Source organism: Syntrophales bacterium (genome assembly GCA_035363115.1).
Lineage (GTDB): Bacteria > Desulfobacterota > Syntrophia > Syntrophales > PHBD01 > PHBD01.
Genome location: DAOSEM010000001.1, coordinates 540,096 through 566,338, shown reverse-complemented (window position 1 = coordinate 566,338; position 26,243 = coordinate 540,096). Strand labels below are relative to the sequence as shown.

The 26,243-nt window shown below is 62.1% G+C and carries 22 protein-coding genes; 12 read left to right on the top strand and 10 right to left on the bottom strand.

The genetic code is table 11. The annotated features are described in order from the left end of the window. Positions 1–254 precede the first annotated feature (254 nt). From PLO63_02500 to PLO63_02475, 6 genes are all read right to left on the bottom strand, one after another. A complete protein-coding gene (locus PLO63_02500) occupies positions 255–4,808 on the bottom strand; it encodes an RHS repeat-associated core domain-containing protein (GenBank protein HOI72995.1) in 4,554 nt (1,517 codons plus the stop codon). A gap of 615 nt (positions 4,809–5,423) precedes the next feature. Beyond that, on the bottom strand, positions 5,424–8,996 hold the full coding sequence (smc, locus tag PLO63_02495) for a chromosome segregation protein SMC (protein HOI72994.1): 3,573 nt from the start codon (positions 8,994–8,996) through the stop codon (positions 5,424–5,426). A gap of 222 nt (positions 8,997–9,218) precedes the next feature. Beyond that, complete coding sequence (locus tag PLO63_02490) at positions 9,219–10,163, bottom strand: hypothetical protein (protein HOI72993.1); 945 nt, start codon at positions 10,161–10,163, stop codon at positions 9,219–9,221. Between the two features lie 34 nt (positions 10,164–10,197). After that, positions 10,198–10,554, bottom strand: coding sequence for a hypothetical protein (locus PLO63_02485; GenBank protein HOI72992.1), 357 nt, complete (start codon positions 10,552–10,554; stop codon positions 10,198–10,200). Positions 10,555–10,642: 88 nt separating this feature from the next. After that, the gene (locus PLO63_02480; protein ID HOI72991.1) at positions 10,643–13,138 is read right to left on the bottom strand and encodes a hypothetical protein; all 2,496 of its coding nucleotides are present in this window, start codon (positions 13,136–13,138) and stop codon (positions 10,643–10,645) included. 24 nt (positions 13,139–13,162) lie between these two features. Further along, positions 13,163–14,296: a hypothetical protein gene (locus PLO63_02475; GenBank protein ID HOI72990.1), complete on the bottom strand. Its 1,134-nt coding sequence runs from the start codon at positions 14,294–14,296 to the stop codon at positions 13,163–13,165. Between the two features lie 585 nt (positions 14,297–14,881). Between PLO63_02475 and PLO63_02470 the strand changes: the two genes are divergently transcribed. After that, positions 14,882–15,046: a zinc ribbon domain-containing protein gene (locus tag PLO63_02470; protein HOI72989.1), complete on the top strand. Its 165-nt coding sequence runs from the start codon at positions 14,882–14,884 to the stop codon at positions 15,044–15,046. Positions 15,047–15,181: 135 nt separating this feature from the next. After that, positions 15,182–15,517: an antibiotic biosynthesis monooxygenase gene (locus tag PLO63_02465; protein ID HOI72988.1), complete on the top strand. Its 336-nt coding sequence runs from the start codon at positions 15,182–15,184 to the stop codon at positions 15,515–15,517. A 127-nt stretch (positions 15,518–15,644) separates the two neighbouring features. On the opposite strand, the gene PLO63_02460 is transcribed toward PLO63_02465, so the two are convergent. The 3 genes from PLO63_02460 to PLO63_02450 form a co-directional block, all read right to left on the bottom strand. Then, a complete protein-coding gene (locus PLO63_02460) occupies positions 15,645–16,004 on the bottom strand; it encodes a DUF2784 domain-containing protein (protein HOI72987.1) in 360 nt (119 codons plus the stop codon). Positions 16,005–16,081: 77 nt separating this feature from the next. Beyond that, on the bottom strand, positions 16,082–16,981 hold the full coding sequence (gene truA / locus PLO63_02455; GenBank protein ID HOI72986.1) for a tRNA pseudouridine(38-40) synthase TruA: 900 nt from the start codon (positions 16,979–16,981) through the stop codon (positions 16,082–16,084). Continuing rightward, the gene (locus tag PLO63_02450) at positions 16,978–18,327 is read right to left on the bottom strand and encodes an NlpC/P60 family N-terminal domain-containing protein (protein HOI72985.1); all 1,350 of its coding nucleotides are present in this window, start codon (positions 18,325–18,327) and stop codon (positions 16,978–16,980) included. The genes truA and PLO63_02450 overlap by 4 nt, the downstream gene beginning before the upstream one ends. A 177-nt stretch (positions 18,328–18,504) precedes the next feature. Here PLO63_02450 and PLO63_02445 point away from each other — a divergent pair, with 177 nt between their 5' ends. The 10 genes from PLO63_02445 to PLO63_02400 all read left to right on the top strand — a co-directional run bounded on the left by PLO63_02445 (position 18,505) and on the right by PLO63_02400 (position 24,946). Then, positions 18,505–18,990: a cyclic nucleotide-binding domain-containing protein gene (locus tag PLO63_02445; GenBank protein HOI72984.1), complete on the top strand. Its 486-nt coding sequence runs from the start codon at positions 18,505–18,507 to the stop codon at positions 18,988–18,990. A gap of 19 nt (positions 18,991–19,009) precedes the next feature. Continuing rightward, complete coding sequence (locus tag PLO63_02440) at positions 19,010–19,219, top strand: UXX-star (seleno)protein family 1 (GenBank protein ID HOI72983.1); 210 nt, start codon at positions 19,010–19,012, stop codon at positions 19,217–19,219. 70 nt (positions 19,220–19,289) lie between these two features. Next, the gene (locus PLO63_02435) at positions 19,290–19,757 is read left to right on the top strand and encodes a ferritin family protein (protein ID HOI72982.1); all 468 of its coding nucleotides are present in this window, start codon (positions 19,290–19,292) and stop codon (positions 19,755–19,757) included. A 160-nt stretch (positions 19,758–19,917) separates the two neighbouring features. Further along, positions 19,918–21,345, top strand: coding sequence for a DegQ family serine endoprotease (locus PLO63_02430; GenBank protein ID HOI72981.1), 1,428 nt, complete (start codon positions 19,918–19,920; stop codon positions 21,343–21,345). Positions 21,346–21,363: 18 nt separating this feature from the next. Beyond that, on the top strand, positions 21,364–22,035 hold the full coding sequence (locus PLO63_02425) for a nitroreductase (GenBank protein HOI72980.1): 672 nt from the start codon (positions 21,364–21,366) through the stop codon (positions 22,033–22,035). After that, a complete protein-coding gene (locus tag PLO63_02420; GenBank protein HOI72979.1) occupies positions 22,032–22,910 on the top strand; it encodes an alpha/beta hydrolase in 879 nt (292 codons plus the stop codon). Before PLO63_02425 ends, PLO63_02420 begins: the two co-directional genes overlap by 4 nt. Positions 22,911–23,002: 92 nt before the next feature. Next, positions 23,003–23,362, top strand: coding sequence for a hypothetical protein (locus PLO63_02415; protein ID HOI72978.1), 360 nt, complete (start codon positions 23,003–23,005; stop codon positions 23,360–23,362). A 277-nt stretch (positions 23,363–23,639) separates the two neighbouring features. Next, entirely contained in the window at positions 23,640–23,849 is a 210-nt protein-coding gene (locus tag PLO63_02410; protein ID HOI72977.1) for a hypothetical protein, read from the top strand. Between the two features lie 33 nt (positions 23,850–23,882). Continuing rightward, a complete protein-coding gene (locus PLO63_02405) occupies positions 23,883–24,185 on the top strand; it encodes a hypothetical protein (GenBank protein HOI72976.1) in 303 nt (100 codons plus the stop codon). An 11-nt stretch (positions 24,186–24,196) separates the two neighbouring features. Next, positions 24,197–24,946 (top strand): MBL fold metallo-hydrolase, encoded by a 750-nt coding sequence (locus PLO63_02400; protein HOI72975.1) that lies wholly within the window; start codon positions 24,197–24,199, stop codon positions 24,944–24,946. Positions 24,947–24,971: 25 nt separating this feature from the next. Here PLO63_02400 and PLO63_02395 read toward each other — a convergent pair whose 3' ends face one another. Then, complete coding sequence (locus PLO63_02395) at positions 24,972–26,153, bottom strand: class I SAM-dependent RNA methyltransferase (GenBank protein HOI72974.1); 1,182 nt, start codon at positions 26,151–26,153, stop codon at positions 24,972–24,974. Between the last annotated feature and the right edge of the window lie 90 nt (positions 26,154–26,243).

Sequence of the window (26,243 nt, the reverse complement as noted above, 5' to 3'; positions counted from 1 at the left end):
GCTGGCTGATCAGCGGATGGATCGCCCCCGGGTTCCCGAAGGAGTCGTACTCGTAGACAGGATCCCTTGTCCGGATATTCGATCTTTAAATGCTCCGACGCGGTGCTAATGTTCGCATATGCCCTTTTCGTAATTCCAGCGGCCGCCACCATCTAAGCATTTGTCTATAGCCAATTGACCCTTAAACCAATAGGAAAAAATTATCAGTAAAAACAATATTATAACTAATAAAATTTTCTTCTTTTTGCTCATTTTCAATACCTCGGGTCAAGTCCCTTAGGTCGTAATGGATTGCACACTTGGCTGCAAGTGCCACCAGGATCACCATTTCTTCCCTGTCTGTTTGCAGCCCTGTCTTCATCACACGCAGAGCGAGTATCACCTTTAATGTATTCATCAGTAAGCTCACGACCTTCACCGATGATCTCTGATATGTCTCTGCCACCCTGACCCTCTCTTGTTGCCTGGCAATTAGCAATACAATGAAAATACTTATCTGCACCGATGGTGTTGGCGTCCCTCATATCACGGTAGTTTCTTAGAAAATCTTTCGTGCCTCTATACACGCCCCGCCAATACGGAATTGGATTGACCCATTCAAATAATCCAAGTGGGTCAATCTTATTCACCGGATTATTTTGGACACAAGAATATGAATTCACTCCCCCGGCGAAACCGATGGGGTCTTTCGTGATGAACCGTCCTGCCTTGGGATCATAATATCTTGCCCGGTAATAGTAGAGCCCCGTCTCGGGGTCGTACTCCCGGCCGGTGAAGGCATAGGGCTGGACGATCAGCGGGTTGATCGCCAGCGGGTTCCCGAAAGAGTCGTACTCGTAGCGCTGGACCAGGCGGCCCTTGGAGTCGGTCAGGCCGGTGACGGAGCCCAGGCCGTCGGCCAGGTAATCGAATACCTCGAATCCGCCGTTCCCGAAGAGCGGCGGCCGACGCCTCTCCACCGCCAGGGGCTCGTCGATCCCGGGGCCGTGGAGATAGGAGGCCGTGCGCGCCTCCCTGTCCCCGTGCTTCAGGTATTCCAGGATCACGTCCTCGTTGTCGTAGACGTACCGGATCGTCCGGGGTGCCGGGATGCTGAACTCCCGGTCCCCCAGCTCGATCTCCCGTTTGACTGTTTTTGCGATCCGCCTCCCGAAGGGATCGTAGGCGTACTCGATCTCCGTGGTGAGGGGACCCAGGGCAATCTCCGCCCCGATCAGGTTGTTCTCGTCATCGTAGCGGTAGGTGGTGACGGCGCCAAGGGGGCCTGTTCCGGTCTTCCGGACAAGGTTGCCGTTGGCATCGTACTCGTAGCGGTGATCCCGGTCCTCCAGGAGCCGGTTCCCCGCGTCATGGGCCTGGCTGTCGTTCTTTCCGGGGCCCCGGACCCGGTTCCCCACGGCGTCGTACTCATAGCCTTCCTTCAGCTTCTTCGCAATCTCCTCGAGGAGCTTCCCCAGGATCCCCTTTGCGGATTTCGGCTTGGGGGATGCCTCCGTCAGGCGGTCCACGGCATCATAGCCGTAGGAGACGGTCCTGTCCTTCTCCTCCCGGGTGACCCGGTTGCCGGTGTTGTCGTGGGTGTAGCCGACGGTGTCGAGGGTCCGGCCGTCCCTGTCCCGGTGGAGGATCTTCAGCAGACGGCTCCCGGCATCGTAGCTGTAGGCTGTGGTCGTCCCGCCCGGCCGGGCCAGCAGGGTCCTCCTCCCCGCCGAGTCGTAGGTAAAGTTGTAGGTTCCGCTGCTTGCATTCCCGCTGCCGCTCTCCGGGCTGTCCCCTTCTGCGTTTGCCGTCCCGATCCCGGTGAGGCGGCCGTTGAGGTCGTACGTGTAGGAAACGGCCTTCCCCTCCGGCGTGACCATCTCCGTCCGGTTCCCCAGGGCATCGTAGGAGTAGCGGATCCGCCGGCCCTCGGAATCGACGACCTCCGTCACCCGGCGGTTTGCGTCGTAGGTGAACTGGTAGGCGATGTGTTGATTCCCTGCATAGACCAGGTTCCCCGCATCGTCATACCGGAAGGCGGCGGTCGAGCCGTCGGAGAAGACCTTTTCCAGGAGCCTTCCGTTCCAGTCATACCGGTAGGCAATGGTCCTTCCGTCGGGCCGGGTCAGGGCGGCCAGGTTTCCCCGGGCATCGTAACCATAGGAGGTGGCGTTCCCCAGGGGATCCGTCTCTTTCGTCATCCTCCCCGCCAAGTCGTAGTCGAAGGTCGTGGTCTGTCCCTTCGCGTCCGTCACCGCCGTCAGCCGGTCCGCCCCGGCCCCGCAGGAGGGGCAGGATGACCCACCGTAGGTCAGGGTGGTGACATGCTCCAGCGCGTCGACGATCCGGGTCACCTGGTCCTGGTAGTTGTAGGTGTAGCCCGTGGCGTGGCCGTTGGGGTCGGTCACCGTCAGCGGATTGCCGGCGGGATCCCGCGTCAGGCGGGTGGCATGACCCAGGGGATCGGTGATCCGGATGAGCCGGTTCAGGCTGTCGAAGTCAAACGTGGTGGCGTTCCCCAGGGCGTCCTTCATCCGGACCCGGTTGCCCAGGCTGTCGTAGCCCAGGGTCGCGGTGCTCTTCTCCGGGTCCGTGACGGAGACGAGGTTGCCCGAGGCGTCGTAGGCCAGGACCATCGTCCTCCCCAACGCGTCGGTGATGCCGGTGACATTGCCCCGGTCGTCATGGGCATACCGGGTGACGGCCCCTTGGGCATCCGTGATCGCGAGGAGGTTTCCCCGGGCGTCGTAGCCGTAGGTGACGGTGTGTCCCAGGGGGTCCGTGACCGACGTGACCTGGCCTTGGCCGTTATAGGTGAAGCACGTGGTCTTCCCCAGGGGATCCGTGACCGAGGAAAGGTTGCCGTAGCCGTCGTAGGTGTAGGCGCTCTCGCTCCCGTCGGGCTCCGTCTGTCGGACCAGGTTCCGGTTCCCGTCATAGCCGTAACGGGTCGTGTGGCCCAGGGGGTCCGTCCTCTCCAGGAGGACGCCGAGAACGGGGTCGTACCGGAAGGTCCAAGTCCCCCCGTCCTTCTCCGTCAGGGTGGACCAAGAGGATTCCGGATCGTACCGGATCTCCCGGGTCTTCCCCTCGGGATCCGTCGTCCCGGCGAGGCGGTTCCCGTCGTAGGTGTATCGGGTCTCGTAGCCCCGGGGGTCCGTCTTCGAAAGTATCCGGAAGGCTTCGTCATAGGTGAAGGTCCACGTCTCTACTCCTGCGGAGGTCTGCGAGACGACCCGCCCCAGGACGGCCCCCGCCACGGTCTTCCCCGTGTAGGTGAAGGCGTGGGTGTTGCCGTTGGGATCGGTGACCGTCCCGAGGAGGCCGGCGGCATCGTAGGCAAAGGCGATCTTCCGGCCCGCCGGGTCGGTGACGGCCACCAGGTTGTTGCCCGCATCGTACGTCAGGGTGACGGCGTTGCCGTTTGGGTCCAGGATGGCCGTGAGCCTGCCGGAGGCGTTGAAGAGGCGGTGGGTCAGGTCCCGGGAGAAGAGATCGTACGTCCCGTCGGCGTTCTTCGCCAGGGCCGGCCAGGAGGAGTGCTCCGGGGTATGGACCTCGCCGTTCCGGTACAAGACCAGCCGGCCGCCCCGGCTGTCCCGCCAGACGTACCGGTCCTCCTCCGGGATGGCCGTCAGGGTCTCCATATAGTCGTGGGTCCAGCCCGTCCCGAGTATGCCCCTCTTCCCGTCGTTGCTGTCGTAGGTAAGGCCGAACTCCGGCATCATCCGGGAGCCCGGGAGACGGAACAGAAGGAGGGACTCGGAGAGGCTCCCCGCCGCCAGGTGGGCCCAGGAGCCCACCGGAACCTGCATCTTGCAGTCCTTCTCCGCGGCCGTCACGGTGACCGTGGTCTCCCCCTCGATGCCGCACCGGCCGTCGGTGGTCTCCACGACCAGCTTCACCGGCCAGGTCCGGCCGATCTCTGCGACCTGGCCGTCCAGTCTTCCGTCCCAGGGAACCGAGACGGCCAGGCCGGTCCCCTCGCCGATCTTCTTCCCCGCCACGGTCACCCTCCAGGAGACCGGGTCCGAGGAGGCGATCGTCCCGGTGAAGACCACCCGCCCCCCGTTGTGGACGTCGATGGCCGTCGAGGTCCCGCCGAAGGACGTCACCGACACGTCGCAGGCCGGGGGCGGAGGCTCCGCCGGAAGCAGCGCCGCGGGACAGCAGCCGTTGGCCTTCATCATGGGGGTCCGGATGTCCTTGTAGGTCGGTCCCATGGAGCCGGAGCAGTAGGTCCCCGGAGGGATATTGTAGGGTGCCGACTCGGAGTTGCAGGGACGGGTCAGGAACCAGCCATGGGAGTTGCAAAAGAAAGACGTCATCCCGCAGTTCGGCCCCAGAGGCCGGCAGTTCTCACTGGGGTTGCCGTCGCATCCGATCCAGGCCCTGCACAGGGCCGTATGGTCCGCATGCTCCCGGCAGACCTCCACGGCTCCCACCTTCGAGACGGGGTAATACCAGTCGTTGGTGCCGGCCCCGTGCACGGCGATCTGCAGCGTGTCGCAGGAGGCGCCGTCCGACGAGAGGGTGATGACGGGATTGTTCTCGCAGTTCGGGTTCGAGGAGGGGGCCGTGTACACAACGGATGCGCCTGTCGTCGCCGAGAGGGACCCGCCGCCCGAGGCAACCCGCCAGCGGTACGAGGCATCCGGCCTGGCACCGGTCACCGTGAGCGTCTGCGTCCCGCCCACCTGCATCTGCTGCGTCTCGTAGCCGATTCGCTCGCCGCCGCTGCAGGCTCCCCAGGCGGTGGAAAGAAAGAACAGCCATGCGAACAGGCACGCAATAAGCGAAAGGCAGTGCTTCGCAGCAGCTTTCTTCATCCCGGCGATCGTCTCCTCTCGGAAATTTTGCGGAACAGGCCTGAAAGGCCGTTATGGATCCAGGAAAATGCAATGGCTGTGGGGAACTTGCTCATGCGCCGACCCGACGGAACGAAACCGGTCCCCGCATGATGGAAGGCGGGATAAACAATGCCCGGACGGAATGCAATGCCTCGAAATTACGGTTTTATTGCTTAAGCAGGATTAGGTGCCGGAGGGGTAGGAAGAACCAAAATGTGCTGGTTTTGATGAGTGTTTGCCTTGGCGGGTTGTCGGCATGGAATGGCTGGATGGCGAAGGACAAGGGGAACGCAGCAGACGGCCCCGTTTCAGCAGCCTACCGGTTACAGCTTTCCAGGCTGCTCAAAAGATGTCTGATGCGAGGCCCTCGAAATCCTGAACCATGAGGCGTACTGGGAAGTACGCTGAATGGTGAAGGATGAGAGAAACGAAGCAGACGGCTTCTTTTCAGCAGCCTACCTGTTCTATTTACTCAGGCTGCTCAAAAGGGGTTGGATGCAAGGCTCCCGCAGTCATGAGCCGTGAGGCGTACCCCTTGGTACGTCGAACGGCGAAGGACAAGGGGAACGCAGCAGACGGCTTCTTTTCAGCAGCCTACCGGAGGGTGACGGAGACGACGGTGGATATCCCCTGCTTCTGCATGGTCACGCCGTAGAGGCTTCCGGCGATTTCCATGCTCCGCTTGTTGTGGGTCACCAGGATGATCTGGGAAGATGCGGCGATCTCCTGGACCAGGCGGTTGAAGAGGGAGATGTTGGCGTCGTCGAGGGCGGCGTCCACTTCGTCGAGGATCACAAAGGGGGACGGCCGGTGCAGGATGATGGCGAAGATGAGCCCGATGGCGGCAAGAGACTTCTCCCCGCCCGAGAGGAGCGTGATGTTCTGGGTCCGCTTCCCCGGGACCTGGATGTCGATGTCCACCCCCGTCTCCAGCATGTCCGTCTCGTCGGTGAGGCGGAGTTCTCCCCGGCCGCCCGGGAAGAGGCGGGAGAAGACGTTCCGGAAACAGGCGTTCACGGCCTCGAAGGTCTCGGCGAACCGCTGCCGGGAGATACGGTTGATCCGCGTGATGGTCTGCTGGAGGATATCCAGCGACTTCTGAAGGTCCTCCGCCTGGGCGGTCAGGAAGTCGAAGCGCTCCTTCAACTGGGCGTACTCTTCGTCGGCCAGCAGGTTCACCTCCCCGAACCCATCCAGGGTCCGGCGGTTCCGCTCCATCTTTTCCTGGAGATCGCGGAGAGCCTCCTCTTCCAGCGGCCGGAACGATTCGAGCAGGCGAGCCACTTCGTCCTGGTCGCGGGCCTGCAGGTTCTGCTTCAGGGATTCCACCTGGAAGGCAATCTCGCGGCACGCCAGATCGCTGTTGGCCGTCTCCCGCGCCGCCTCCTCGAGCCGCCCCTTGAGGACCCGCATGCCCTCCTCCAGGGTCCTGAGCTCCTCTTCCTGTTTCCGGTGGATCTCCCTCCGTGCTCCGAGGTCCGCATCGAGGGTCTCCATTTCCCCGTAGGATGCCTTCAGGGCAGCTTTGTCCTCCTCGATCCGGGTTGCTAATTCCGCCAGTTTCCGACCGGCCGTCTCGATGCCGGCCTGCCGGGCCTCCAGGTCCCGGACGGTCTGGTCGAGCGAACGGTTCAGCCTCTCCAGCGTCCGCTCGTTGGCCTCCCGGCGCTGCTGCAGGGCCGCCATGCCGACCTTCCGGTTCGTCAGGAGGGATTCCCGCTCCTCGAGATCGGCCCGGATCCCGTCCCACCGGCCCTGAATGCCCGCCATCTCGTCGCTCATGGATTTTTCGCGGGCTTCCCAGGAAACGACCTCGGCCTGCACTTCCTGCATCTGCCGGACGAGCTCCTGCTCCTCCGCCTGGAGGCGCTCCCGCTCGAAGCCCAGGACACGGAGCCGCTGATCGATGCGCCGGGACTCATCTTCGTACCGCTCCAGGTCCTTCCGCCAGCTGTTGATCTGGATCTCCATCCGGTGGACCTCGCCCCGCAGCCGGACAAGCTCCTCCTCCCACTGGGCGATCAGCGATGTGCCTTCCCTCTTCCGGTCCATCGCCTCGGATACCGCGTCTTCCAGGGACCGGACCTCCGCCTCCAGCTCCGTCATCTCCCGCTTGTTCCGCAGGGGACTCCGCTCTCCACCCGAGGCGGCACCCCCCGTCAGGACTCCGTGCGGGCTGATCAGATCCCCGTCCCGGGTGACGAAGGTTCCGCGGAATCCGTTCTGCCTCCAGAGGTTCACGCCGCGATACAGGTCGGAGATGACCCGGACGTCTCCCAGCAGGCAGGAGGCTACGTCCTGGAAATCGTCACGGACCCGGACGACGTCGAGGAGCCGCACGGTCTCCTGTAGGTGAACCGGCGTCGCGCTTCCACCGTCGGCATAGTTGCGGACCTCGACGGGGACAAAACTGCACCGCCCGAAGGCGCCGTTCTTGAGGTAATCGATGGCCTTGACGCCGTCGAACTGGTTTTTCACGAGAATATACTGGAGCTTCTCACCCAGCACGGCCTCCACGGCCGCCTCGTAGTCCCGGGGGACATCGATGTAATCCGCCACGAGGCCGAGGAAGGATTCCCGCGGGAGACCGTCCGGCGCCTTCTCCTGCCGGCCTCCCAGCAGGGCCCGTGTCCCTTCGCCGCACCACTCGTATCCCTCGTAGAATTCCCGGAGCGACTGGAGCCGGGACGACCGCCGTCCCAGCTCTTGCTTGTGTTCCGTGATGAGCTCGTCCGTTTCTTCCAGTTCCCGGCGGGTGCGCTTCAATTCGTCGGAGGCATCCCCCCGCCGGATGATCAGGTCGTCCAGTTTCCCTTCGTCCTCGGTGAGTCCGGTGGCAAGCCCCGCCAGGGTTTCCCGGAGCTGTTCCCGGCGGCGGGTCTGCTCCTCCAGCTCCCGGCTGTCCCGGGCCTCCCGCCGCTCCAGGTCTTCGCGGTTCTTCTGCAGGGCCGTCAAGCGGTTCCGGGCGGTTGTCTTTTCCTTGATCAGTTCGATGAACTGGACCTTCTTCTCTTCCAGCTCCCGGTGGGCCGACCGGTCCTGCTGCCGGTATTCCTCCAGCGCGCCCTGCAGATCCCGCAGGTCCGCTTCGGCCTTGAGAATCTCGTCCGACAGCTCCTGTTCGAGGGCCTCCGCCGCGGCGGCTTCGCGCCGGAACTCCTCCGCCCGGCCGGAGAGCTGTCCGATCTCCTCCGTCTCACGCTCCCGCTGCCGCGTCAGCTCTTCCACCTGCTGGCGCTGGAAGGCGACCGACTGTTCCTTCGACGAGATGACGTTCCGGAGCTCGTACAAGGTCTCCTGAAGGCGGTTCAGGTCTCCCTCCCGGGCGACCGCCTCCGTCTTGGCCGCCTCCCAGCCTGCCTCCGACACGCCGAGCTTCGCGCGGATCTCCTCTTCCTTCTCCCGGGCGGTATCGCGGGCCGCCTCCAGGGTCGCGCTCCGCGTGGTCAGGTCCGCGTAAGCCTGCAGCATCTGGACGATTTCGCCCTCCCGGACCTCCTTCCGGATGGCCTTGTACTGTTCGGCCCGCTTTGCCTGCCGGGAGATGGCGTTCAGCTGGGTCTTCACCTCCCGGATAATGTCGTTCATGCGGGTCAGGTTCTGCCGCGTCGTCTCCATCTTCCGGATGGCCGACTCCTTGCGGCTCTTGAACTTGGAGATGCCCGCCGCCTCCTCGATGAACTGGCGCCGCTCTTCCGGCCTGGCCTCGACAAGGCTGGAAACGCTACCCTGCTCCACCAGGGAATACCCCCGGACACCGACCCCGGTGCCAAGGAAGAACTCCCGGACGTCCAGAAGACGGCAGGGCACCTTGTTGATCAGATACTCGCTGTCGCCGTCGCGGATGAGCCGCCGGGTGATGCTGACTTCCGTCATGGCATCATAAGGCTCGGGAAAGCAGCGGCCGTCGTCGGCCAGAACCATGGTGACCTCGGCGAGGCCGACCGGGGCGGAGTCCTCGCTCCCGTTGAAGATCACGTCGTCCATCTTCCGGCCCCGGAGGGACTTTACCCGCTGCTCGCCCATGACCCACCGGACGGCATCGACAACGTTGCTCTTGCCGCACCCGTTGGGCCCGACCACGCCGCTGATGCCCTCCGAGAAGTCAAGGACCACCCGATCCCGGAAAGACTTAAAACCCGTTATTTCAAGTCGTTGAAGTCTCATAGCATTACGCTCTCCGGGAGGATACCCGGTGGGCGGAATCTAACAAAAGCAACCCTGCTTGTAAAGTGAAAATACTATTAGAAGGGTTATCAGGGCGAGATACCACTATATATTGTGTCGAAAAGGGGAGATTGGAGAGGAAAAGCCGCTGTTTCAACCGGGATTGCATGACAAAATGGAGGGACTCCGGTCGGGAGTCCCTCCATCCATAACCCGAAACGGTCACTGGTTGGCAATCACGACCTTGGCATCCGCCAGATAGTCGTTGCCGTGGCAGGTCGTCTCAAAGATGACGCGACGATCATTGCTCTTGATGACGATCATGTTTTCCTTCGTGATCGACGATGCCGGAACAACCAGCACATTGGTGCCGATCTGCGGATTACCCTTCAGGGCATGATCCACCGAATCGGCATAACGGACGACACCGAAGGTTCGGACAACCGCCGGTTTCACGTTCTTGGCTGAATAAACGGTGAACAGGCCGGTCTGCCCCTCCTCCACCACGATTACCGGAAGCAGCACCCGTTCGAAGGGGAGTCCTTCGAGATTGATGACCAGACCCGTCACGGACTTCGTCAGGTCACAGGTATAGGCAGGTTTCGGCGGGGGAGCCGATGCCGGCGGTGCCGGCGGCGCGGCAGCAGGCGGTGCCGGGATAGGAAGAGGCGGTGCCGGCGGCGGCACGTATGCCGGCGGCTTGATCCGATCGATCCCCAAGGCCTGCACCAGGGAAGAGCGGGAAGCCCCGCAGTTTCCGGTGATGCACACCCTCATCTCCAGCGTCACCAGAACGGACCCGTCGGGTTGGGGCTCGTACTTTTCCGATCCCTTGACCACGTGGGCACCTTTGACAACCCCATTCACGTGGGAGCGGATCACATCGGAGGCGACGATGAAATTCTCCACGGTCGTCGTCGAGTCGATTTTCACTCCCTTTATAATTTCCAGGAGGTTGCGCTGGGCATCACTGACGGCGGCTCTCCTTGCCAGGGGCCGGGCCTGCGCCAGGCTCCCCCGCACGGCGGCACCTTGCCCCGTCACACTGATGTATCCCTGCACCCAGTTGATCTCCCCGGTTCCGGCACTCTGGGCAATGAGGTCCGCGGGGAAAAGGAAGATGACAACCAGGCAAGACAGACAGATGGTTGAAAGGATTTTTTTCATGAATCGACCACCTCCGTTTCTTCAGTATGTTCCGTTACTTCTTTACGTAATGCCCGGACACGGAAGCGCCGGCGTCACACTGTGCGCATCCCTTGGAGTCCAGCAGATCAAAGCCGTCCCCGGAGATACGGATCCCCATCTCGCAGACACCCAGCACGAGGTTTCCGCCTCGCAGCTCTCCCAGGTCCCCGATGCGGCAGTTCTTCCCTCCTCCGCTTCCATTGGCATTGATGAAGTACTTTCCGTCGGGCAGGGCATTGATTTCCATGATTACCTGCATCCCTCCGCTGCTCATGACATACGTGCCGGCGGAGAGTCCCTGAGCCATGGCCGGCCCGGCGGCCAGCAGGAGTACCAGCATCACCAGTCCCGGATAGAAGAATCGTTTCATTGCGTCTCCTCCCTATTGTCTCATTCCTGAGAGGTCCCGTCCCGGCGGCTTCGGCCGCCGGGACTCGCCCCTCAACCCATTGATTCCCTTACAGGCCCTGGACGGTCAGGTCACTCAGAACCGGAGAGGTCGTCCCCGACTGGATCTGGAGCGTCACTTCAACCTGGACGTAACGTCCCTGCGGCGTGGCCTTGAGATCCGCTCCCTTCACCGCATCCTCCCAGGCCGACCAGGTCTTCCCATCCTTGGAACTCCGAACTTTCACCTTGACGGTGGTCCCCGCCGGCTCGGTGCCCGTCCAGGCGACGGCCTTCCACTTTGCTGCGTCGGACTTTGCATCGTAACCGGCCGTCCAGGTGCCGATCATGGTGGTCACGGAACGGGCCACGATGCCCGTCATGTCGCTGTAGCCATAGTGCGGCCCGGCCACCTGCTTCTCAAGATCCACCCGGTTCGTCGCCGGATCGATTCGCTTGATGAATGCATCGCCGTAATTGACCACCCAGACCTTGCCGTCGGAGTCGGTCGCCACGCCCGTGGGATGATTGAAACCGCTGATCGTGGTTTTCTTGACCCCGTCGTTGGACCAGCGGGAGACATTGTTGGAGCTGGAGTTGGCCACCCAGACGTCTCCATCGTTCGTCAGGGCGACACCGCGGGAGCAGCTGTCCCCCGTCGGCTTCTGCCACTCGATGGCACCGGTGGTGGTGTTGACCCGCGTCAGCGTGTTGGCGCACCAGCCGGCGATGAACAGGTGGTTGTTCTTATCCATTCCCATGCCATATGTCTGACCTGTCTTGATCGTGGTGAACGCGCCGCTGGCGGGATCGAGCCGCCCGACGTAGCTGTTTGACAGGTCGGCGGACCAGACAATGCCGCGGGGATCGACGACGGCACCGTAGGGATTGTGTCCCGGGACGTCATACGTCTTCAGAATCCTGCCGGTTCCGCCGTCCACGTGGTAGTACTTGTGCGTACCGTAGGTTCCGGCCCAGAGGTTGTTGTTCGCGTCGATACCGATACCGCGGGGACCGGGTGTGCCGCTGTAACTGCCCTTGTATTCCCCGGGATTGTACGTCCCCTCGCTTCCGGCGATCAGGACGACCTCGTGGAGCACGCATTCATCCGCTCCCCAGGCCAGGGGCGTTGCCCCCGTGGAGGTCTCGATCGTCCCGTTCTTGTTGCGGTCCACGCACTGGCCGTTTTCGTTGAGGCCGACCTTGACGACCGTTCCCGTGTTGCGGTTCCCCACCCAGCAGTTTCCTTTCAGATCCACGGTGGTGCGGGAGGGGCTGCCTCCCGTGGTGGGGCCTGTGCGGTAGCGGCCCAGCTCCGTGCCCGTCTTGGAGTCCACTTTGGAAATGGTCCCCTCGTTGGAGTTGGGCACCCAGATGAAGGGAAGCGTGGAGATGCTCTTGCTCAGCTGGAGCTGGTCGGGGACGGTCTTGTCCTCGACCCCCACCAGCGTTCCCGTCTCGAAGTCGGTGCTGGTGGTCCAGGTCTTCGAAAAGCTCGTATCGAGTGTATATGTGCCCGTGGCCGTTGCAGTCTTTCCCGCCTCGACGCTCACCTTGAGCGTGTCGGGCTTCTTCCAGCCGGCCACGTCCTTGAACGTCACATCGTACCAGCCCGCTTTGAGGCCTGCCTTGACGCTGTCGGCGCTGTTCAGCCAGGCGCCGCCCGGGATCTGCCACTGGGCGCCCTTCGCCAGGACGTCGGCGGGCAGGATCGTCACCGTCAGCACCGTGGGCACTTCAACGGGAGGCTGCGGCGGCTGGGGTCCTGCGGCCTGGGGTGTACCGATAGTGAACCAGGCACTCTTCTCCGGTGAGGTGCTGCCGCCGGAGTCAATGGCCTGGCCGATCACCTTGTAATTGCCGGGAGGCAGGCTGAAGTCTTTGGACGTGCCCTGCCAGAGTTTCCCCGTCGCAGAGATCTGCTGGCTGTCTACCTGCTTGTTTGTGGAGTCGAAAATGCGGAAGTTGATTTCCCTGAGTCCCAGGTTGTCCGTTGCCTTTGTGGAGAACGTGACGATCCCCGTGTTGGGATTGGTCACCACGATGTCGTGCAGGAACGGCGGTGCGTCGAGCACCTGCGCAACCTGCCGCAGCTTGTCGATCATGTCTGGCTGCTGGGCCGCGGGCATTCCCGCACCGACCACGCGGTCCCGTCCCCAGTCGTCCACGCGGGGAGCCGCAAAAGCGGAGGGAACGGCCACCTTGCCCGTCACCAGGGTGCTTCTCTGACCCACGTCATCGGTCAGTTGGATGGTGTAGGGAATCGAATCCTGGTTGATGAGGGGATCCGCCTGCAGGGCCACGCTCACCTCTCCGGAATAGCCCTGCGGAACCCTCTTGTTGTCGTAAGCGTCGACCTTGATCACCTTGACCTCCCTGCCGGCGGCGACGCGAATGGAGACAACCGGATCGGTGGACTGCCACTCGATATTCAGGGAAACCTGACGATCCAGGTACTGGGCGTCGTGCCGGATCACCTCCGGCTTCCTGGCCCAGGCATCAAAGCCGGTGAGGACCAGCAGAGCCAGTACCAGCGGGATCAACCGTAACGCAGAGTATCGTTTCATGGTTTCGCTCCTTGGATATCGGGGTTAGTTGATCTGCCCGGAAGACTGCCGCGGCGACTCCAGATCCGCAGGCCTGACCATCTTGATATTGAACGCCTCGTCGATTAGAGAAACGCGGGCTTCCCATTTCTTTGGCTGCAGATTGTCCGTGACTTCCGCGTCGATCAGCATGATGCTGATTTTCTGCCGGTTGATCTTGTCCGTCAGGGGATCGATGAAAGAGTGAAGGACGCCGGTGTAGTTCTGGCACTCTTCAATGGCCGGCCAGGCCGGGAAGGCGATGTTCATGGTCCGGCGCCTCGGGTCGGTGGACCGCATCTCCACGACCCAGGCGGCGACCATGTCACGGCTCTTGGCGTCGGCCCTGGGACAGGCCCACAGGATATTCCGGGGGAGGGAGCGGCCCGCTCCCGGATCGATCCGCTGCAAGCGTGTCTTGACAATCATGCCGGCCTTGGGGAAATCCACCACGCCGTCCAGAACGAGAGGTACGCTGCCGGAGTCCTGCTTTGCATAGCTTTTCGGATCGATCATGTGGAGCTTGTAGGCCACGACAAGTCCGTCTCCTTCCGTGCCCCGACGGGCCGCCGTTCCTACTTCCGCCGTGGCGGTGCCGCTGCCGACCACTGTCCCGGCGCCCACGTTGATCCCCGCCTTGTTACTCTTCTCGTCGCTGATCCGGAAGTTGGCAAGTCGGAGGGCCTCCGTCACGTAGGACAGTTTCGGCTCGAAGGGAATGTCGGCCAGCGTCACCGGCGTGATGATTTCGAGACCCGACAACCTGGCCCGCTCGGCGCTGCCGCCCCCGGCCCCGACCTCGGCCTGCGGTCCGGCCACGAGCTGCCCGCCCAGACCGATTCCCAGGTTGTAGGCAAAGTCCTGCTGGATGCCACTCAGGGAACGCTCCTTCTTGGTGCGGATGTTCTCCGTCGCAGGGTCCTCGATGGGACCGAATTGACGGGACCAGGCCGCCCCGATGAAGGCCTTGTCCACGGGCTTTTTCGTGACAAAATACTCTTCTTCGGTGATCGAGCTCATCCCTTTTTTATGGGTGTCCATGGCCGATCCGCCCGTGTAGACACAGCCGCCCGCCAGTGCCAGGACCGCCAGCAACATCAGACTCAAGGCTGCCCGGGGCAAAATATGATGGCTTCTCATATGCATGTAACCTCCTTTTTTATTTTTCTCGCTGAGATCTTCTTCCCGGAAAGGCCGGGACACCCTCCCGCACCGGAATTCAAGCGACCGCATTGCCGCAGAAGCCACAGGAACGCCCTCCATGTGCCACCACATTCATCCGGTGCATGTGTTGAAAAAGAAAAAAGAAATGGACTTTTCGCAACAGAAAAAGGGCATCTTTTGCTGGTGACCCCGTTTGTTAAGGAACGTTTATTTAGCACGGCCGAAATGGTCGGTAAAGACGAAATGCATGGAACATGCGATAGATATGCCATATTTGACACAACAGCAGAGACGATGCCAAACTTTACAAGACATGTATCCATGACTTCCGGGCAATCTGCAGCATGGTGCATCCAGGAAGCAGTTATGTTCCGGGCTCGCGCAACCCGCCCCATATTGTGGTGAAATCCTGTAACAACCCTGAATTCCTCTTGATTCCACTCGTCCGATGGGGTATCATCAATGCCAATCCAAAGGCAGTTCCCATGGAGGGAATCGGGTCGGCAAGCATCGGTTTTCCTCTTCGGGCAGAAGAAATGGCAGCGGAAAGGAGGTGGAGTCATGCCGGCATACGATTATCAATGTCAGGACTGCGGGAAGAAGTTCACCCTGAGCATGAGCATCTCGGATCATGGAAACGTCAAGGTCGCCTGCCCCAAATGCAAGGGCAGGAAGGTCAAGCAGATGATCTCCCTCTTCACCGCCAAAACCAGCAGAAAGAGCTGACGGCCCCCGTCCCGGTACGCCCCCGGCGGATCGCATCGGGGCGGCGGTACGTCAGGGACAAGACACCCCCGTTATGCTTCGGGACCGGAATCCGGAAGGACGCCCCGGGACCGGGGAAGGAAAAGGAGGCCAGCCATGTCCCTGAAAGTTCTCATCAAGCGGAAATTACCCCCGGTGATGCGGGATGAAATCATCAACCTGATCAAGGAACTCCGATCGAGGGCCACAGGACAGCCCGGATACATCACCGGGGAAACCCTGCAGCGCATCGATGAACCGGGCGAATTTCTCGTCATCAGCACCTGGCAGAGCCTGGAGGATTGGGAAAACTGGGTGAACTCGGCGATCCGAACGGAGATCCGCCAGCGGATCGAGATCCTCTCGGGCGCAAAGGAGACCTATGAAGTCTACTACCATCCGGGGCCGGCATCGGCAACGCTGACCGGGTTCAAGGGATGGGAAGGGGGCTGACGAACGGATCGGACGGACCGGGCGGATCCCCGGAAACCTGAGGGTATTCGGGGATCGCCACAATATCTGTTTCAGCACCGCAGTCCAGTCTAGACCATCTGTTGAAAAAACCGGGCTTCGCGGCCACTCAGCGTCTTCTTTTCCTCCAGGCCACCCATCCATAGACGGCCAGATTGAACCCCACCACGGCAAACCCGAGCAGGATCTGGTGCCGGCGGGTCAGTCCCGACGGATAGATCAGTCCGCCGATGACGCGGTCGATGAAATCCTGCGAAAGCGGTCGCCCGCCCATCCCGCGTAGGTTATCCTCCAGGAAGGTCAGGGGGCACGGCCAGCCCGCCCACTCCACCAGGGCGGCCCATGCGACGGCGGGCAGATGAATCCAGCGCCACCAGGATCGATGGAGAGCAAGAAGGCCGCCGAAAACGGCGAACAGGATGAAAGCGCCGTGAAGGAGAACGACTCCATCCGCCAGGATGGATCCCATGGGATGCCTCCGTTCGGAATCACCGCCGGGGAAGGCGACGGCCGGTATCCCTTCCTCCGCTGCTCTTCTCTCCTGCGCTAACGGCGCTTCCCCTGCCGGCGGCGGGAGATTTCCCGCTCCTTGCGCGGCCGGGTTCCCAGTGTGACGGGAAGCGGCGGAGAAGACTCCCCGTCCCTTGTCGAACGCTCCCCGGCATACAGAACCTCCTCCAGGAAGAGGCCCGACGGAGGGGCCGTCAGTCGCGCCGGGAGATCCGATCGTTCGTCCAGCATCCCTTTCAGATCCGCCTCGGCCAGGGTTCCCCGGCCCACCTCCACCAGGGTTCCCACCATGCGACGCACCATTTTCCAGAGGAAGTGGGAACCCCTGATCCGGATCCGGATCAGGTCCCCCTCGTCGCGAAGCTCCACGCTCTCGATCTTGACCCGGGTCGACGTCTTCCCGTCCATCCTGTGGTCCGCAAAGGATGAGAAGTCATGGAATCCCTCGAAAACGCGGGCGGCGGACTGCATGGCCTTTACATCGAGGCGATCCCGGATCCACCAGACGTAGCGCTTTCCGAAGGCCGTGCGTTCCCGCGAGACGATGTAGAGATAGGTTCGGGATACGGCGTCCCTCCGGGCATGAAACCGGGAGTCCGCCTCCTCCACCCTGAGAACGCAGATCCCCGAAGGCAGGAGGTCATTGAGTCCCTGGCGCACCCTGTCCGGGGGCATCTTCCGGGGAGCGACGAGGTGAGCCGCCTGTCCGAGGGCATGCACCCCCGCATCGGTTCGTCCGGATCCCTGGATTTCCACCGGCCCGCCGAAGAGTTCCCGGGCCGCTGCAAGCAGGGTTCCCTGAACCGTACGGGCGTTTTCCTGAACCTGCCAGCCCCGGTAGCCGGTGCCGTCATACTCGATGGTAAGGCGGTATCGGACCACAACCGGCGATTCCGCACCCGAAGCGGTCTTTTTGATAGTCCCGGACCGGCTCATGGCTTCCCCTCCTCTCCAGGGACCGATTCCGGCCCGGCCAGGATGGTCATGCCCAGGAGACCCCGCAGGTACCCGTCCTTCGCCTTTCCCCGAGGGTCTACACCGGGCCGGAGCGTGGTGATCGCCGCCTGGCCGACGATCCGCTTTCGCTTCAATCCCGCTTTTCCCTTCATCCGCACGCTCCAGAAGTTGTGAAACACGAGTACCGTATCGTCATGTACGCCCATATAGAGCATAATGTGCCCCTTCAGGTAAAGCAGCGTCAGGTAGGGCACGCCGTCCCTCCGGATCACCCGTTCCTTCTCCGGCGGGCTGAGCATGGACAGGTCGACCCAACGCCCCCCTTCCCGGGCCTGGTCCTTCGAGTTCCGGGGAAGCCAGATCCCGAAAGGGGCAAAAAGGTCCCGGACCATGGCGGAGCAGTCCCGATTCTCATACATTCCACCCCAGCCGTAGGGCTGGCCGGTCAGAACGTTGGCCATGCGGGCCATGTTCCTGCGGGTCAGGGGCAGGGGCTTGACGGCGGCCTCCGCTTCGGGAAGCACCGCCTGCCGGATCACGGCCCGTCCATTCTCGTCCGCAACGGCGGCCAGGACGAGGTGCGGACCGCCGATGGGCCCCTCCTCCGGAAACATCATGCCCAGGTGCGCCTTGAAAAGAAAGCGGCCGTCAACGGCATAGAGCGGGGTTTCGTCATGCAGCATGGTCACATAGCGTCCCGCTTCCCATCGCTTCACGAACGCCTCGTCCACCCAGGCGACTTCCCGGGCGGGAATCCAGCCATAGGTATATCCCGTTTCTGCCAGGAGCCAGGCGCCGTCGGCGCTGACATGGGATACCCACAGGGGCGTATTGGCGGCCACCAGGGTCTGCTGGAACCGGTCAAAAGGGTAATCGCAGGCAACGGGACCGCAGGATCGAAAATGGGGCTTCAGGGTGGGAACGGTCCGCATGTGGACGTGGACGATGGTGATGGCCCGCCGGCCGAAATTCGGATAGCTCTCCAGCTGCGCATTGGAATACACCCGACGCACCCAGGCCGCGTCGTGGGGCCTCCTGTTTTCTCCAAACCCGGCCTTACCGAATCCCTCTCGGAATTCCTCCTCCACATCCTCCCGCGAGTATCGTGGAATCGAACGGTGCCACGGCGAAAAGAAGCGCTCGTTGTAATGCCGGTCCAGCCGCAGCTGCTCCTCAGGAGGAACGAGGTCCGCGTCGTCGCGGACAGCCTGGAGATAGGCCGTGTGATCCTGCTTCAGATTTCGGATGTCCGGGATCGAGTCGACGGGAGCGGAAAGGGAAGACAGAAGAAAGATCCAGGCTATCCAGAGATTCATCGGGGTCATGGTCTGCTCCGCGCAGGCTCACCTGGCCCCGGGTTCGGCCCCAAGGACGGTGAACGCTTTTAACATATCGGCCACCGCACGACAATAGCCGGCAACGGGTGAGGCTCTGAAAGGAATGGCAATCGAAAAAAAACATTGCTATGATTGAAGCAAATCCACGGAAAGGAGGACCATGCGATGGTTTCAGCCGGCCAGTTGAAACAGTTCGACTTCTTCTCGGAGTTCACCGATGCGGAGCTGGAAAAGGTAGCGGCGATCGCCGAAGAGCAGACCTATCAGGCAGGAGCGCAGATGTACAAAAAAGGGGATCCGGCGGCCTATCTCTACCTTGTGACTAAAGGCAAGATCATCCTGGTCTTGGACAGCTACATGGGCCCCCACAAGCCGCCACTCCAGGTGACGCTGGACATCATCACCAAAGGGGAGACCATGGGCTGGTCCGCTGTGGTGGAACCGTACGTCTTTACCCTGGGAGCCCTGTGCATCGACGAATCGTCCTTTCTCGCCATCGACGCACCGAAACTGCGGGAAGCAATGGAGGAAGATTGCACGATGGGCTACAAAGTGATGAAATCCATCGCCAAAGTCCTGTCGTCCCGTCTCAGCCACACACGGATCATCCTCGTCGGCGAGCGGGGGCTTTCCCATCTCTCCGAATACTGATGAAGAAAGGAGCGGGACCATGCCCGAGCAACCCGTGCGCATTTTCGGCAAGGCGGGGTGACCGTACACGGACCGGGCCAGGGAGGCCTTTGGAAACCGAGCGGTCTATGCGGATGTGAAATCCGATCCCCAGGCGCTTCGCGAAATGCTCGCCCTGACGGGAGGAGCCCGCAAGGTGCCCGTGATTGTGGAGGGTGGAAAGGTAAACATCGGCTACGGAGGATCGTGAGGAGTCTAGTCCCGCCGGGCGCGGGACCGGAAACAGGCAAGGGCTGGAATGAAGGAGGAACCGGAGCGCGATGACAAACAGGGCGATGGATGCCGTTCTGGAGAGAGCCATCCGAAACGAGGAGGAGGCTTATCAATTCTATATGCAACTCCAGGAACTGGTGGAAGACCCGGAGGCGATCGATACGCTGAAGTTCCTGGCGGAAGAGGAAAAGGCGCACAAGGCCTACCTCGTGCGCTACCGTGAGGGCGGTTTCTATGAGCTCATGTCCGATGCGAGCCGGATCGCCGACTACAAGGTGGTTGAGCATGCCGACCGGCCGGAGATTCGCAAGGGAATGACGACGCGCGACGTATACCTCGTGGCGGCGGCGAAAGAGCTGGCGGCCCACAACCTCTATCAGGAACTGGCGGCCATTCACCCCGGCGGAGCCGTGAAGGACATGCTCATTCGGATGGCCAAAGAGGAGTTGCGCCACAAGGAAAAGGTCGAGTACCTTTACACCAACGCGGCCTTCCCGCAGACCGCGGGAGGATAGAGGAACCTGCTACCCGGAACGGGGCCTCCGCGGGGGATCGGATCGGCTGGATCCCCCGCGGAGGCTGTTTTTTTTGGGTTCCCGACCGGAATATGATATGGAATGAAGCCGTCGCGGCCGGACCGGTCGCGGAAGAAAAAACAATCCAGGGAGGCTTGGTATGCACATCAAGAAGAGTTTCCTGTGTTGCCTGTTCCTGGCCGGAGCGATTCTCTTCGCACCCGGCATTCCGGCCGTAACGGTCGATGCGGCTTCGGCGCCCGCCGGAGCGGTGTCCGGAGGCTTTGCCGATCTGGCGGAGCGGCTCAGCCCTGCCGTGGTCAACATCAGCACGACGAAAACCGTGAAAAGCGGCGGCGCCGGCCCATTCGGCACCATGCCCCGAAGCCCCTTTTTCGGAGACGACTTCTACCGCCGCTTCTTCGGCGACCAGCCGAACCGGGAATTCCGCCAGCGCGGCTTGGGCTCCGGATTCATCATCTCCCGGGACGGCTATATCTTCACCAACAACCACGTGGTCGCCGGAGCGGATAAGATCCTGGTGAAGCTGGCCGGCGGGAAGGAGTATCCGGCGGAGATCGTCGGCCGGGACGCCAACACGGACATCGCCCTCATCAAGATCAAACCGAACGGCGATCTGCCGACGGCCGTCCTGGGCGATTCCGACAGGCTGAGAGTCGGTGACTGGGTCCTCGCCATCGGAAATCCCTTCGGACTCGAACAGACCGTGACGGCGGGGATTGTCAGCGCCAAGGCACGCGCCATCGGCGCGGGTCCCTACGACGAGTTCATCCAGACGGACGCCTCCATCAATCCGGGCAATTCCGGCGGCCCGCTGTTCAACCTGAAGGGCGAAGTCGTGGGGATCAACACGGCCATCGTCGCCCAGGGGCAGGGAATCGGCTTTGCCGTCCCTGTCAACATGGCGAAGGAAATCTATAACGACCTGAAGACGAAGGGCAAGGTTACCCGCGGCTGGCTCGGTGTCTCCGTCCAGGATCTGACGGAGGAAATGGCCGCCAGCCTGAAAATCGCCGGGAAACAGGGAGCCCTGGTGGGAGACGTCTTCCCGGGCGAGCCGGCGGACAAGGCGGGCATCAAGACGGGCGACCTGATCGTCGAGATCGGCGGAAAGGCCGTCCAGAACACCCACGATCTTCTGCGCATTGTGGCGACCCTCCAGGTGGGCCGGAAAGTGGCCGTCAAGATCGTCCGGGACGGCCGGGAGCGGACCGTCGAAGCGATGGTCGGCGAGCGCAAGGATGCCCGGGAAATCGCCCGCCTCGGCAAGGGAGCCGAGCGGTTCGGAATGACCGTCCAGGAGATCACCCCGGAAATGGCACGCCACTTCGGAATGGCCGAGAAGGCAGGCGTCGTGGTGACACGGGTGGCGGAGGGGAGTCCTGCCGAGGATGCGGGAATTCAGGCGCAGGACGTTATTCTCCGGGTGAACCGGACGGAGATCCGGTCGATGAAGGATTATGATCAGGCGACTGCGGGCGTGAAGGAGGGAGATTCGCTCTTGTTCCTCTTCCGTCGCGGAGACAGCAATTTCTTCGTCACCCTGAAAAATCAGAAAACAAAATAGGAGGAGAAAACAGAAGCGATGGAACTTCGCACCGCCGTCCGGGAAAGACGGAGCATCCGGCAGTTTCGCAGAGAAGCGGTTCCGCGGGATCTGATCGAGGAAATCCTTGAGGACGCCCGTTACGCCCCGTCCTGGGGAAACACACAGCCCTGGGAGATCTTCGCGGTCACCGGAAAGGCTCTCGAAGCCTTCCGGACCGCAAACCGGGAGAGCCTTCTGCAGGGCATCCCCACCGCACCGGAGGCCCCCATGCCCCAGGAATGGCCGGAGGCCCTGAAAAAGCGATACACGGGCACCGGACGCGTCGTGCTGGAGGCCCAGTCCATCGCCCGGGAGGACAAGCAGGCGCGGCTCGACTACGCCGTGCGCATGTTTTCCCTCTTCGACGCCCCGGTCCTCCTGGTCCTCTGTTCCGACCGCAGCCTGCCCGAGGGATACTCCATGCTGGACTGCGGCCTGCTTCTCCAGACGATCTGCCTGCTCGCCAGGGACCGCGGCCTGGGCAGCTGCATCCTGGCCTGCTCCGTCAGTTATCCGGATCTGATCCGCAGGCTCCTCCCCGTGCAGGAGGAGCAGCGGATCGTGATGGGCGTGGCTCTCGGCTGGCCCGACGAGGATGCGCCGCTGAACCGGTTCCCCCGGGAGCGGGCCGGGCTGGGAGAAATCGTCACCTGGGTGAGCGGTTCATGAAAACGCAGGAAGAACGCGCCCCCTTCCCGGAGGTCCGCCGGGAAACCGTCGGAGGCGCGGGGCTTGATTACCTCTATTATGAAGGGAGCGGGCCCGACGTGGTCCTGCTTCACGCAACGGGATTCCTTCCCTGGCTCTGGCACCCCATCGCCAGGAAACTGGCACCGGCCTGCCGCGTCCTGGCGCCTTATTTCTGCGACCATCGCCCGGCGGATCCCGACGAAGGGGGACTTTCCTGGGAAACGCTTGCCGAGGATCTGGCCGCATTCTCAAAACAGCTTGGCCTCGAAAGACCTTACCTGATCGGCCACTCCATGGGCGCCACGGTCATAACGATCACCGCCGCCATGTTCGACCTCGCCCCTCGGGGGCTGGTCCTGATCGAGCCGATCTTTCTTCCCGACGAGATCTACAGGATGAACATGCGGGTGGAAGACCACCCGCTGGCCTCCAAGTCCATCAAGCGACGGAACGGCTGGCATGACGTGGCGGAGGTGAAGGCATATCTCCGCTCCAGGAAAATGTTCGAGACATGGGACGAGGAGATGCTGGACCTCTACGTCCGGTACGGTTTCCTGGAAAGCGATGCGGGCGGCCTCGAGCTGGCCTGCTCCCCCCGGCGGGAAGCGGCGCTGTTCATGGGAGGAAACCGCCTGAATCCCTGGCCGTTTCTGGAAAAGGTCTCCTGCCCCGTGCTTGTGATCGAGGGAGAGCGAAGCGAGAATCGCTCCTTTATCGATCTGAAGAAAGCCGCCGGGGATTTCCCCCGCGGCTCCTATCGGCTGGTCGAAGGAGCCGGGCATCTGATCCCCATGGAGAGACCCGACGAAATCGGAATGATGATTCATGAGCATTTAGGATTGAAAACATCTTGAAATCCTCGTCGTTTTCCGTATAGAGAAAATCAGTGATCGCGGATACCCTGTAACGAAGGGCAATTCCATATCCACGAAGGAGGGATAAACGCATGGCAAAGGCAAAAAAGGGAGATAAATTCCGTTGCGACGTTTGCGGCCTGATTGTTGTGGTGGATGAGTGCGGCAGGGCTGGAGCAGCGGAAATTCTATGCTGCCAGGGGAAACCCATGAACAAGGCAAAGGCGGTCGCGAAGAAGGTTGCGGCCAAGCCCGCTGCCAAACCCGCCGCCAAGGCCGCCGCTGCCAAAGCCGCACCCGCTGCAAAGAAGGCCGCCCCCAAGAAAGCCGCAGCCAAGAAGGCCACCGCGAAACCTGCTGCCAAACCCGCCGTAAAAAAGCCTGCCACAAAAAAAGCGGCAGCAGCGCCGAAGGCACCGGCCAAGAAAGCAGCCGCCAAGGGCAAGAAGTAATCATTCATTACCTCGGAAGCGATCACAAAAGAAAGACCCCGCCTGGAACGGATATGAACCAAGCGGGGCTTTTTTTCTGACAGGCTGTTGAAAAACGCCCGCCTGCTGCGTTTCCCTCGCCCCTCGACAATCGACGTACCAGGAGTACGCCTCATGTCTCGGGACTTCGGGGGCCTTGCATGCGGACATTTTTGAACAGCCTTGGAAGGTAATTTCTGACAGGCTGTTGAAAAAGAAATTAACTTCCATCGGGACGGAGTGACAGAGCGGAGCGTGCATGGAACAACTGCAGACCTCTGAAACCAGCCGCTGGTGCGAGAGCCGCGGGTACTTCATTGCTGTCGAGGCCTGCCAGGCCCGGGCGATGAAAAGGCCCCGCTGCCGCCGCTGCCTTCTACTGTGGCGGCAGATGCCGCTTCCCTTCTTCGAAGACATTCATGAAGCGGACCGGAAGAAAGGAACACGGCACGCTTCAGGCCCGGCCTGACCGGCGGAACCCCGGGAGCGGAAAGGAAGCGGCATGTTCAAGGACACGGCGGAACAGTGGGTTGAAGATCTGAAGGCCCGCAAGAAGCTGCGGGACCTGGACGATGCATCGGTCCGGAAACTGGTGGACGATTATGCCGCCCGCATCGAGGCGTTCTATCATGAAGCGGTCCACCGCCAGCTCGAACCGATCGGGAAAGTCGCCGAATACGAGCGGATGATTCTCTTCGACACCCAGTACCTTCATAAATATCTGAACCAGACGATTCCGGGCTATCCGGCGTTCCGCTTCGATGTTCTCCAGGAAGCCCGAAAGGCGATCCTGGGAGATTCGTGACCGGAGATCCGATGGACGTTCATTTCCTCGGAACGAACGGCTGGTACGACACGGAAACGGGAAATACGATCTGCACCCTGATCCGCACGGATGGGTGGGACATTCTCCTCGATGCGGGATACGGCATCGCCAAGGCCGACCGCCACCTCGCGACGGACCCGGCCGGTCCTGCGGTCCTCCTCCTCAGCCATTTCCATCTTGACCACGTGGCGGGCCTCCACACCCTCGCCAAGTTCCGGTTTCCCAAGGGCCTGCTCATTGCCGGTCCGGAGGGGTCCCGGAAAACCCTGGACGTCCTCGTGAATGCACCGTTCACCATTCCCATGGCGGAGCTTCCCTATCCGGTGGATGTCCTGGAACTGCCGGACGACCTGGCCAGGATTCCCTTTCCGCTTCTGGCCCTTCCCCTGCGACACGCCGGGATCACCCTGGGGTTCCGCATCGAGGCGGAGGGGTTGACCGTGGCCTATTGCCCCGATACCGGCTACTGCGAAAATGCCCTGTCCCTGGCCCGCGGTGCCGACCTCCTCATCGCCGAATGCGCCTACCGGAGCGGTCAGGGAAACGAGGACTGGCCCCACCTGAATCCCGAAACGGCGGCCCGGATCGCCCTGGAGGCGGGGGTTCGCAGGCTGGTTCTGGTTCACTTTGAGGCCCGGACGTATCCGACCTTCCGGGAACGGGAGGAATCGGAAGCCGCGGCCCGCCTCATTTTCCCGGAGACCATCGCCGCCCGGGACGACACGTGCATCTCCCTCTGAACCGGACCTTCACCGCGAAATTCCGTCAGCTCTTTTCGAGGACCGCCACCACCTCAAGATGCGACGTCTGGGGAAACATGTCCAGCGGCTGGAGGGCTGTCAGGGAGTAGCCCCGGTCCGCCAGGCAGCGTGCATCCCGGGCCTGGGTCGCCGGATCGCAGGAGACATAGACGATCCGTCGCGGAGCCAGCTCCGCAAGGACGTCCAGGACCCCGCTTCCGCAGCCGGTCCGGGGCGGATCCAGGACCGCCACGTCGATCCGCAGCCGGCGGTTTGTAAGATCCCGCAATCCATCAACCACGTCTCCCCCATGGAAAGAGGCATTGCAAAAGCCGGCCCGCGAGAGGTTATCCCGGGCACAGGCAACGGCCTCCCGGTCCTGCTCGATTCCGGAAACGGAGCCGGCCCGTTCCGCCAGGAACCGGGAAAACAGGCCCGAACCGCAGTAGGCATCCAGCACCGAATCTTCAGGGGACGGGGAGGCCAGATCCAGAACCACGTCCACCAGCGTGTCCACAAGGTACTCGTTGGCCTGGAAGAACCCGATGGCCGGAACGGACATCATGCATCCCTTGACCGAGCGGAGAATTCGGCCTTCCGGAGGCGCTGCGGCCTTCTCCAGGCCCGTTGTCCGCTCATCGGGAAGGGACGACCAGAGAAGCCTCTCCTCCCTGCGGACCGGCCCGTCCCTTCTCTCCGCCAGGGAACGGCGAAGTCCCGACAGCGCGTCGTTGATGCTATCCGCCATCAGCATGCACCGCTCCACGTCGAGCAGGACATGGCTGCCCCTCTCCATGAATCCCGCCTTCGCCCGGCGTCCGCCGCCGTAAACCAGGTGCACCTCTGCCCGGCCGCGGCAGGAAAAGATCCGCGGGGAGGGGATCATCGGGCGAAGGGGAGGCGTGTGAAAACGGCCGATCCGGGTGAAGGAGTCCGCCACCTGGCTTTCCTTGAGGACCAGCTGGTGGTCATATCGGACATGCTGAAGGCAGCAGCCTCCGCAGCGGCCGTAATACGGGCACGGAGCCTCGATGCGGTGGGGCGACGGGGAAAGGATCTCCCGAAGGACGGCCCGGGCATAACGGCTCCTCCGTTCCGTGATTTCCACCACGACCTCATCGCCGTCCACCGTAAACGGGACGAATGTCACCAGGCCGCCGGGGCGCCCGACTCCATCTCCGCCGAAGGCTACGGCTTCGATGGTCATCCGGATTTGTTCCTTGATCTTTGCACCTTTCTCCATTATCCGCTCACGTTTCCCGTTTCCTCATGTCAGGATTCGTACGGAAACACAAGG

Coding starts and splice junctions, on each gene's coding strand:
- PLO63_02500 (HOI72995.1), bottom strand. CDS start 4,808: ATGAAGAAAGCTGCTGCGAAGCACTGCCTTTCGCTTATTGCGTGCCTG.
- smc (HOI72994.1), bottom strand. CDS start 8,996: ATGAGACTTCAACGACTTGAAATAACGGGTTTTAAGTCTTTCCGGGAT.
- PLO63_02490 (HOI72993.1), bottom strand. CDS start 10,163: ATGAAAAAAATCCTTTCAACCATCTGTCTGTCTTGCCTGGTTGTCATC.
- PLO63_02485 (HOI72992.1), bottom strand. CDS start 10,554: ATGAAACGATTCTTCTATCCGGGACTGGTGATGCTGGTACTCCTGCTG.
- PLO63_02480 (HOI72991.1), bottom strand. CDS start 13,138: ATGAAACGATACTCTGCGTTACGGTTGATCCCGCTGGTACTGGCTCTG.
- PLO63_02475 (HOI72990.1), bottom strand. CDS start 14,296: ATGAGAAGCCATCATATTTTGCCCCGGGCAGCCTTGAGTCTGATGTTG.
- PLO63_02470 (HOI72989.1), top strand. CDS start 14,882: ATGCCGGCATACGATTATCAATGTCAGGACTGCGGGAAGAAGTTCACC.
- PLO63_02465 (HOI72988.1), top strand. CDS start 15,182: ATGTCCCTGAAAGTTCTCATCAAGCGGAAATTACCCCCGGTGATGCGG.
- PLO63_02460 (HOI72987.1), bottom strand. CDS start 16,004: ATGGGATCCATCCTGGCGGATGGAGTCGTTCTCCTTCACGGCGCTTTC.
- truA (HOI72986.1), bottom strand. CDS start 16,981: ATGAGCCGGTCCGGGACTATCAAAAAGACCGCTTCGGGTGCGGAATCG.
- PLO63_02450 (HOI72985.1), bottom strand. CDS start 18,327: ATGACCCCGATGAATCTCTGGATAGCCTGGATCTTTCTTCTGTCTTCC.
- PLO63_02445 (HOI72984.1), top strand. CDS start 18,505: ATGGTTTCAGCCGGCCAGTTGAAACAGTTCGACTTCTTCTCGGAGTTC.
- PLO63_02435 (HOI72982.1), top strand. CDS start 19,290: ATGACAAACAGGGCGATGGATGCCGTTCTGGAGAGAGCCATCCGAAAC.
- PLO63_02430 (HOI72981.1), top strand. CDS start 19,918: ATGCACATCAAGAAGAGTTTCCTGTGTTGCCTGTTCCTGGCCGGAGCG.
- PLO63_02425 (HOI72980.1), top strand. CDS start 21,364: ATGGAACTTCGCACCGCCGTCCGGGAAAGACGGAGCATCCGGCAGTTT.
- PLO63_02420 (HOI72979.1), top strand. CDS start 22,032: ATGAAAACGCAGGAAGAACGCGCCCCCTTCCCGGAGGTCCGCCGGGAA.
- PLO63_02415 (HOI72978.1), top strand. CDS start 23,003: ATGGCAAAGGCAAAAAAGGGAGATAAATTCCGTTGCGACGTTTGCGGC.
- PLO63_02410 (HOI72977.1), top strand. CDS start 23,640: ATGGAACAACTGCAGACCTCTGAAACCAGCCGCTGGTGCGAGAGCCGC.
- PLO63_02405 (HOI72976.1), top strand. CDS start 23,883: ATGTTCAAGGACACGGCGGAACAGTGGGTTGAAGATCTGAAGGCCCGC.
- PLO63_02400 (HOI72975.1), top strand. CDS start 24,197: ATGGACGTTCATTTCCTCGGAACGAACGGCTGGTACGACACGGAAACG.
- PLO63_02395 (HOI72974.1), bottom strand. CDS start 26,153: ATGACCATCGAAGCCGTAGCCTTCGGCGGAGATGGAGTCGGGCGCCCC.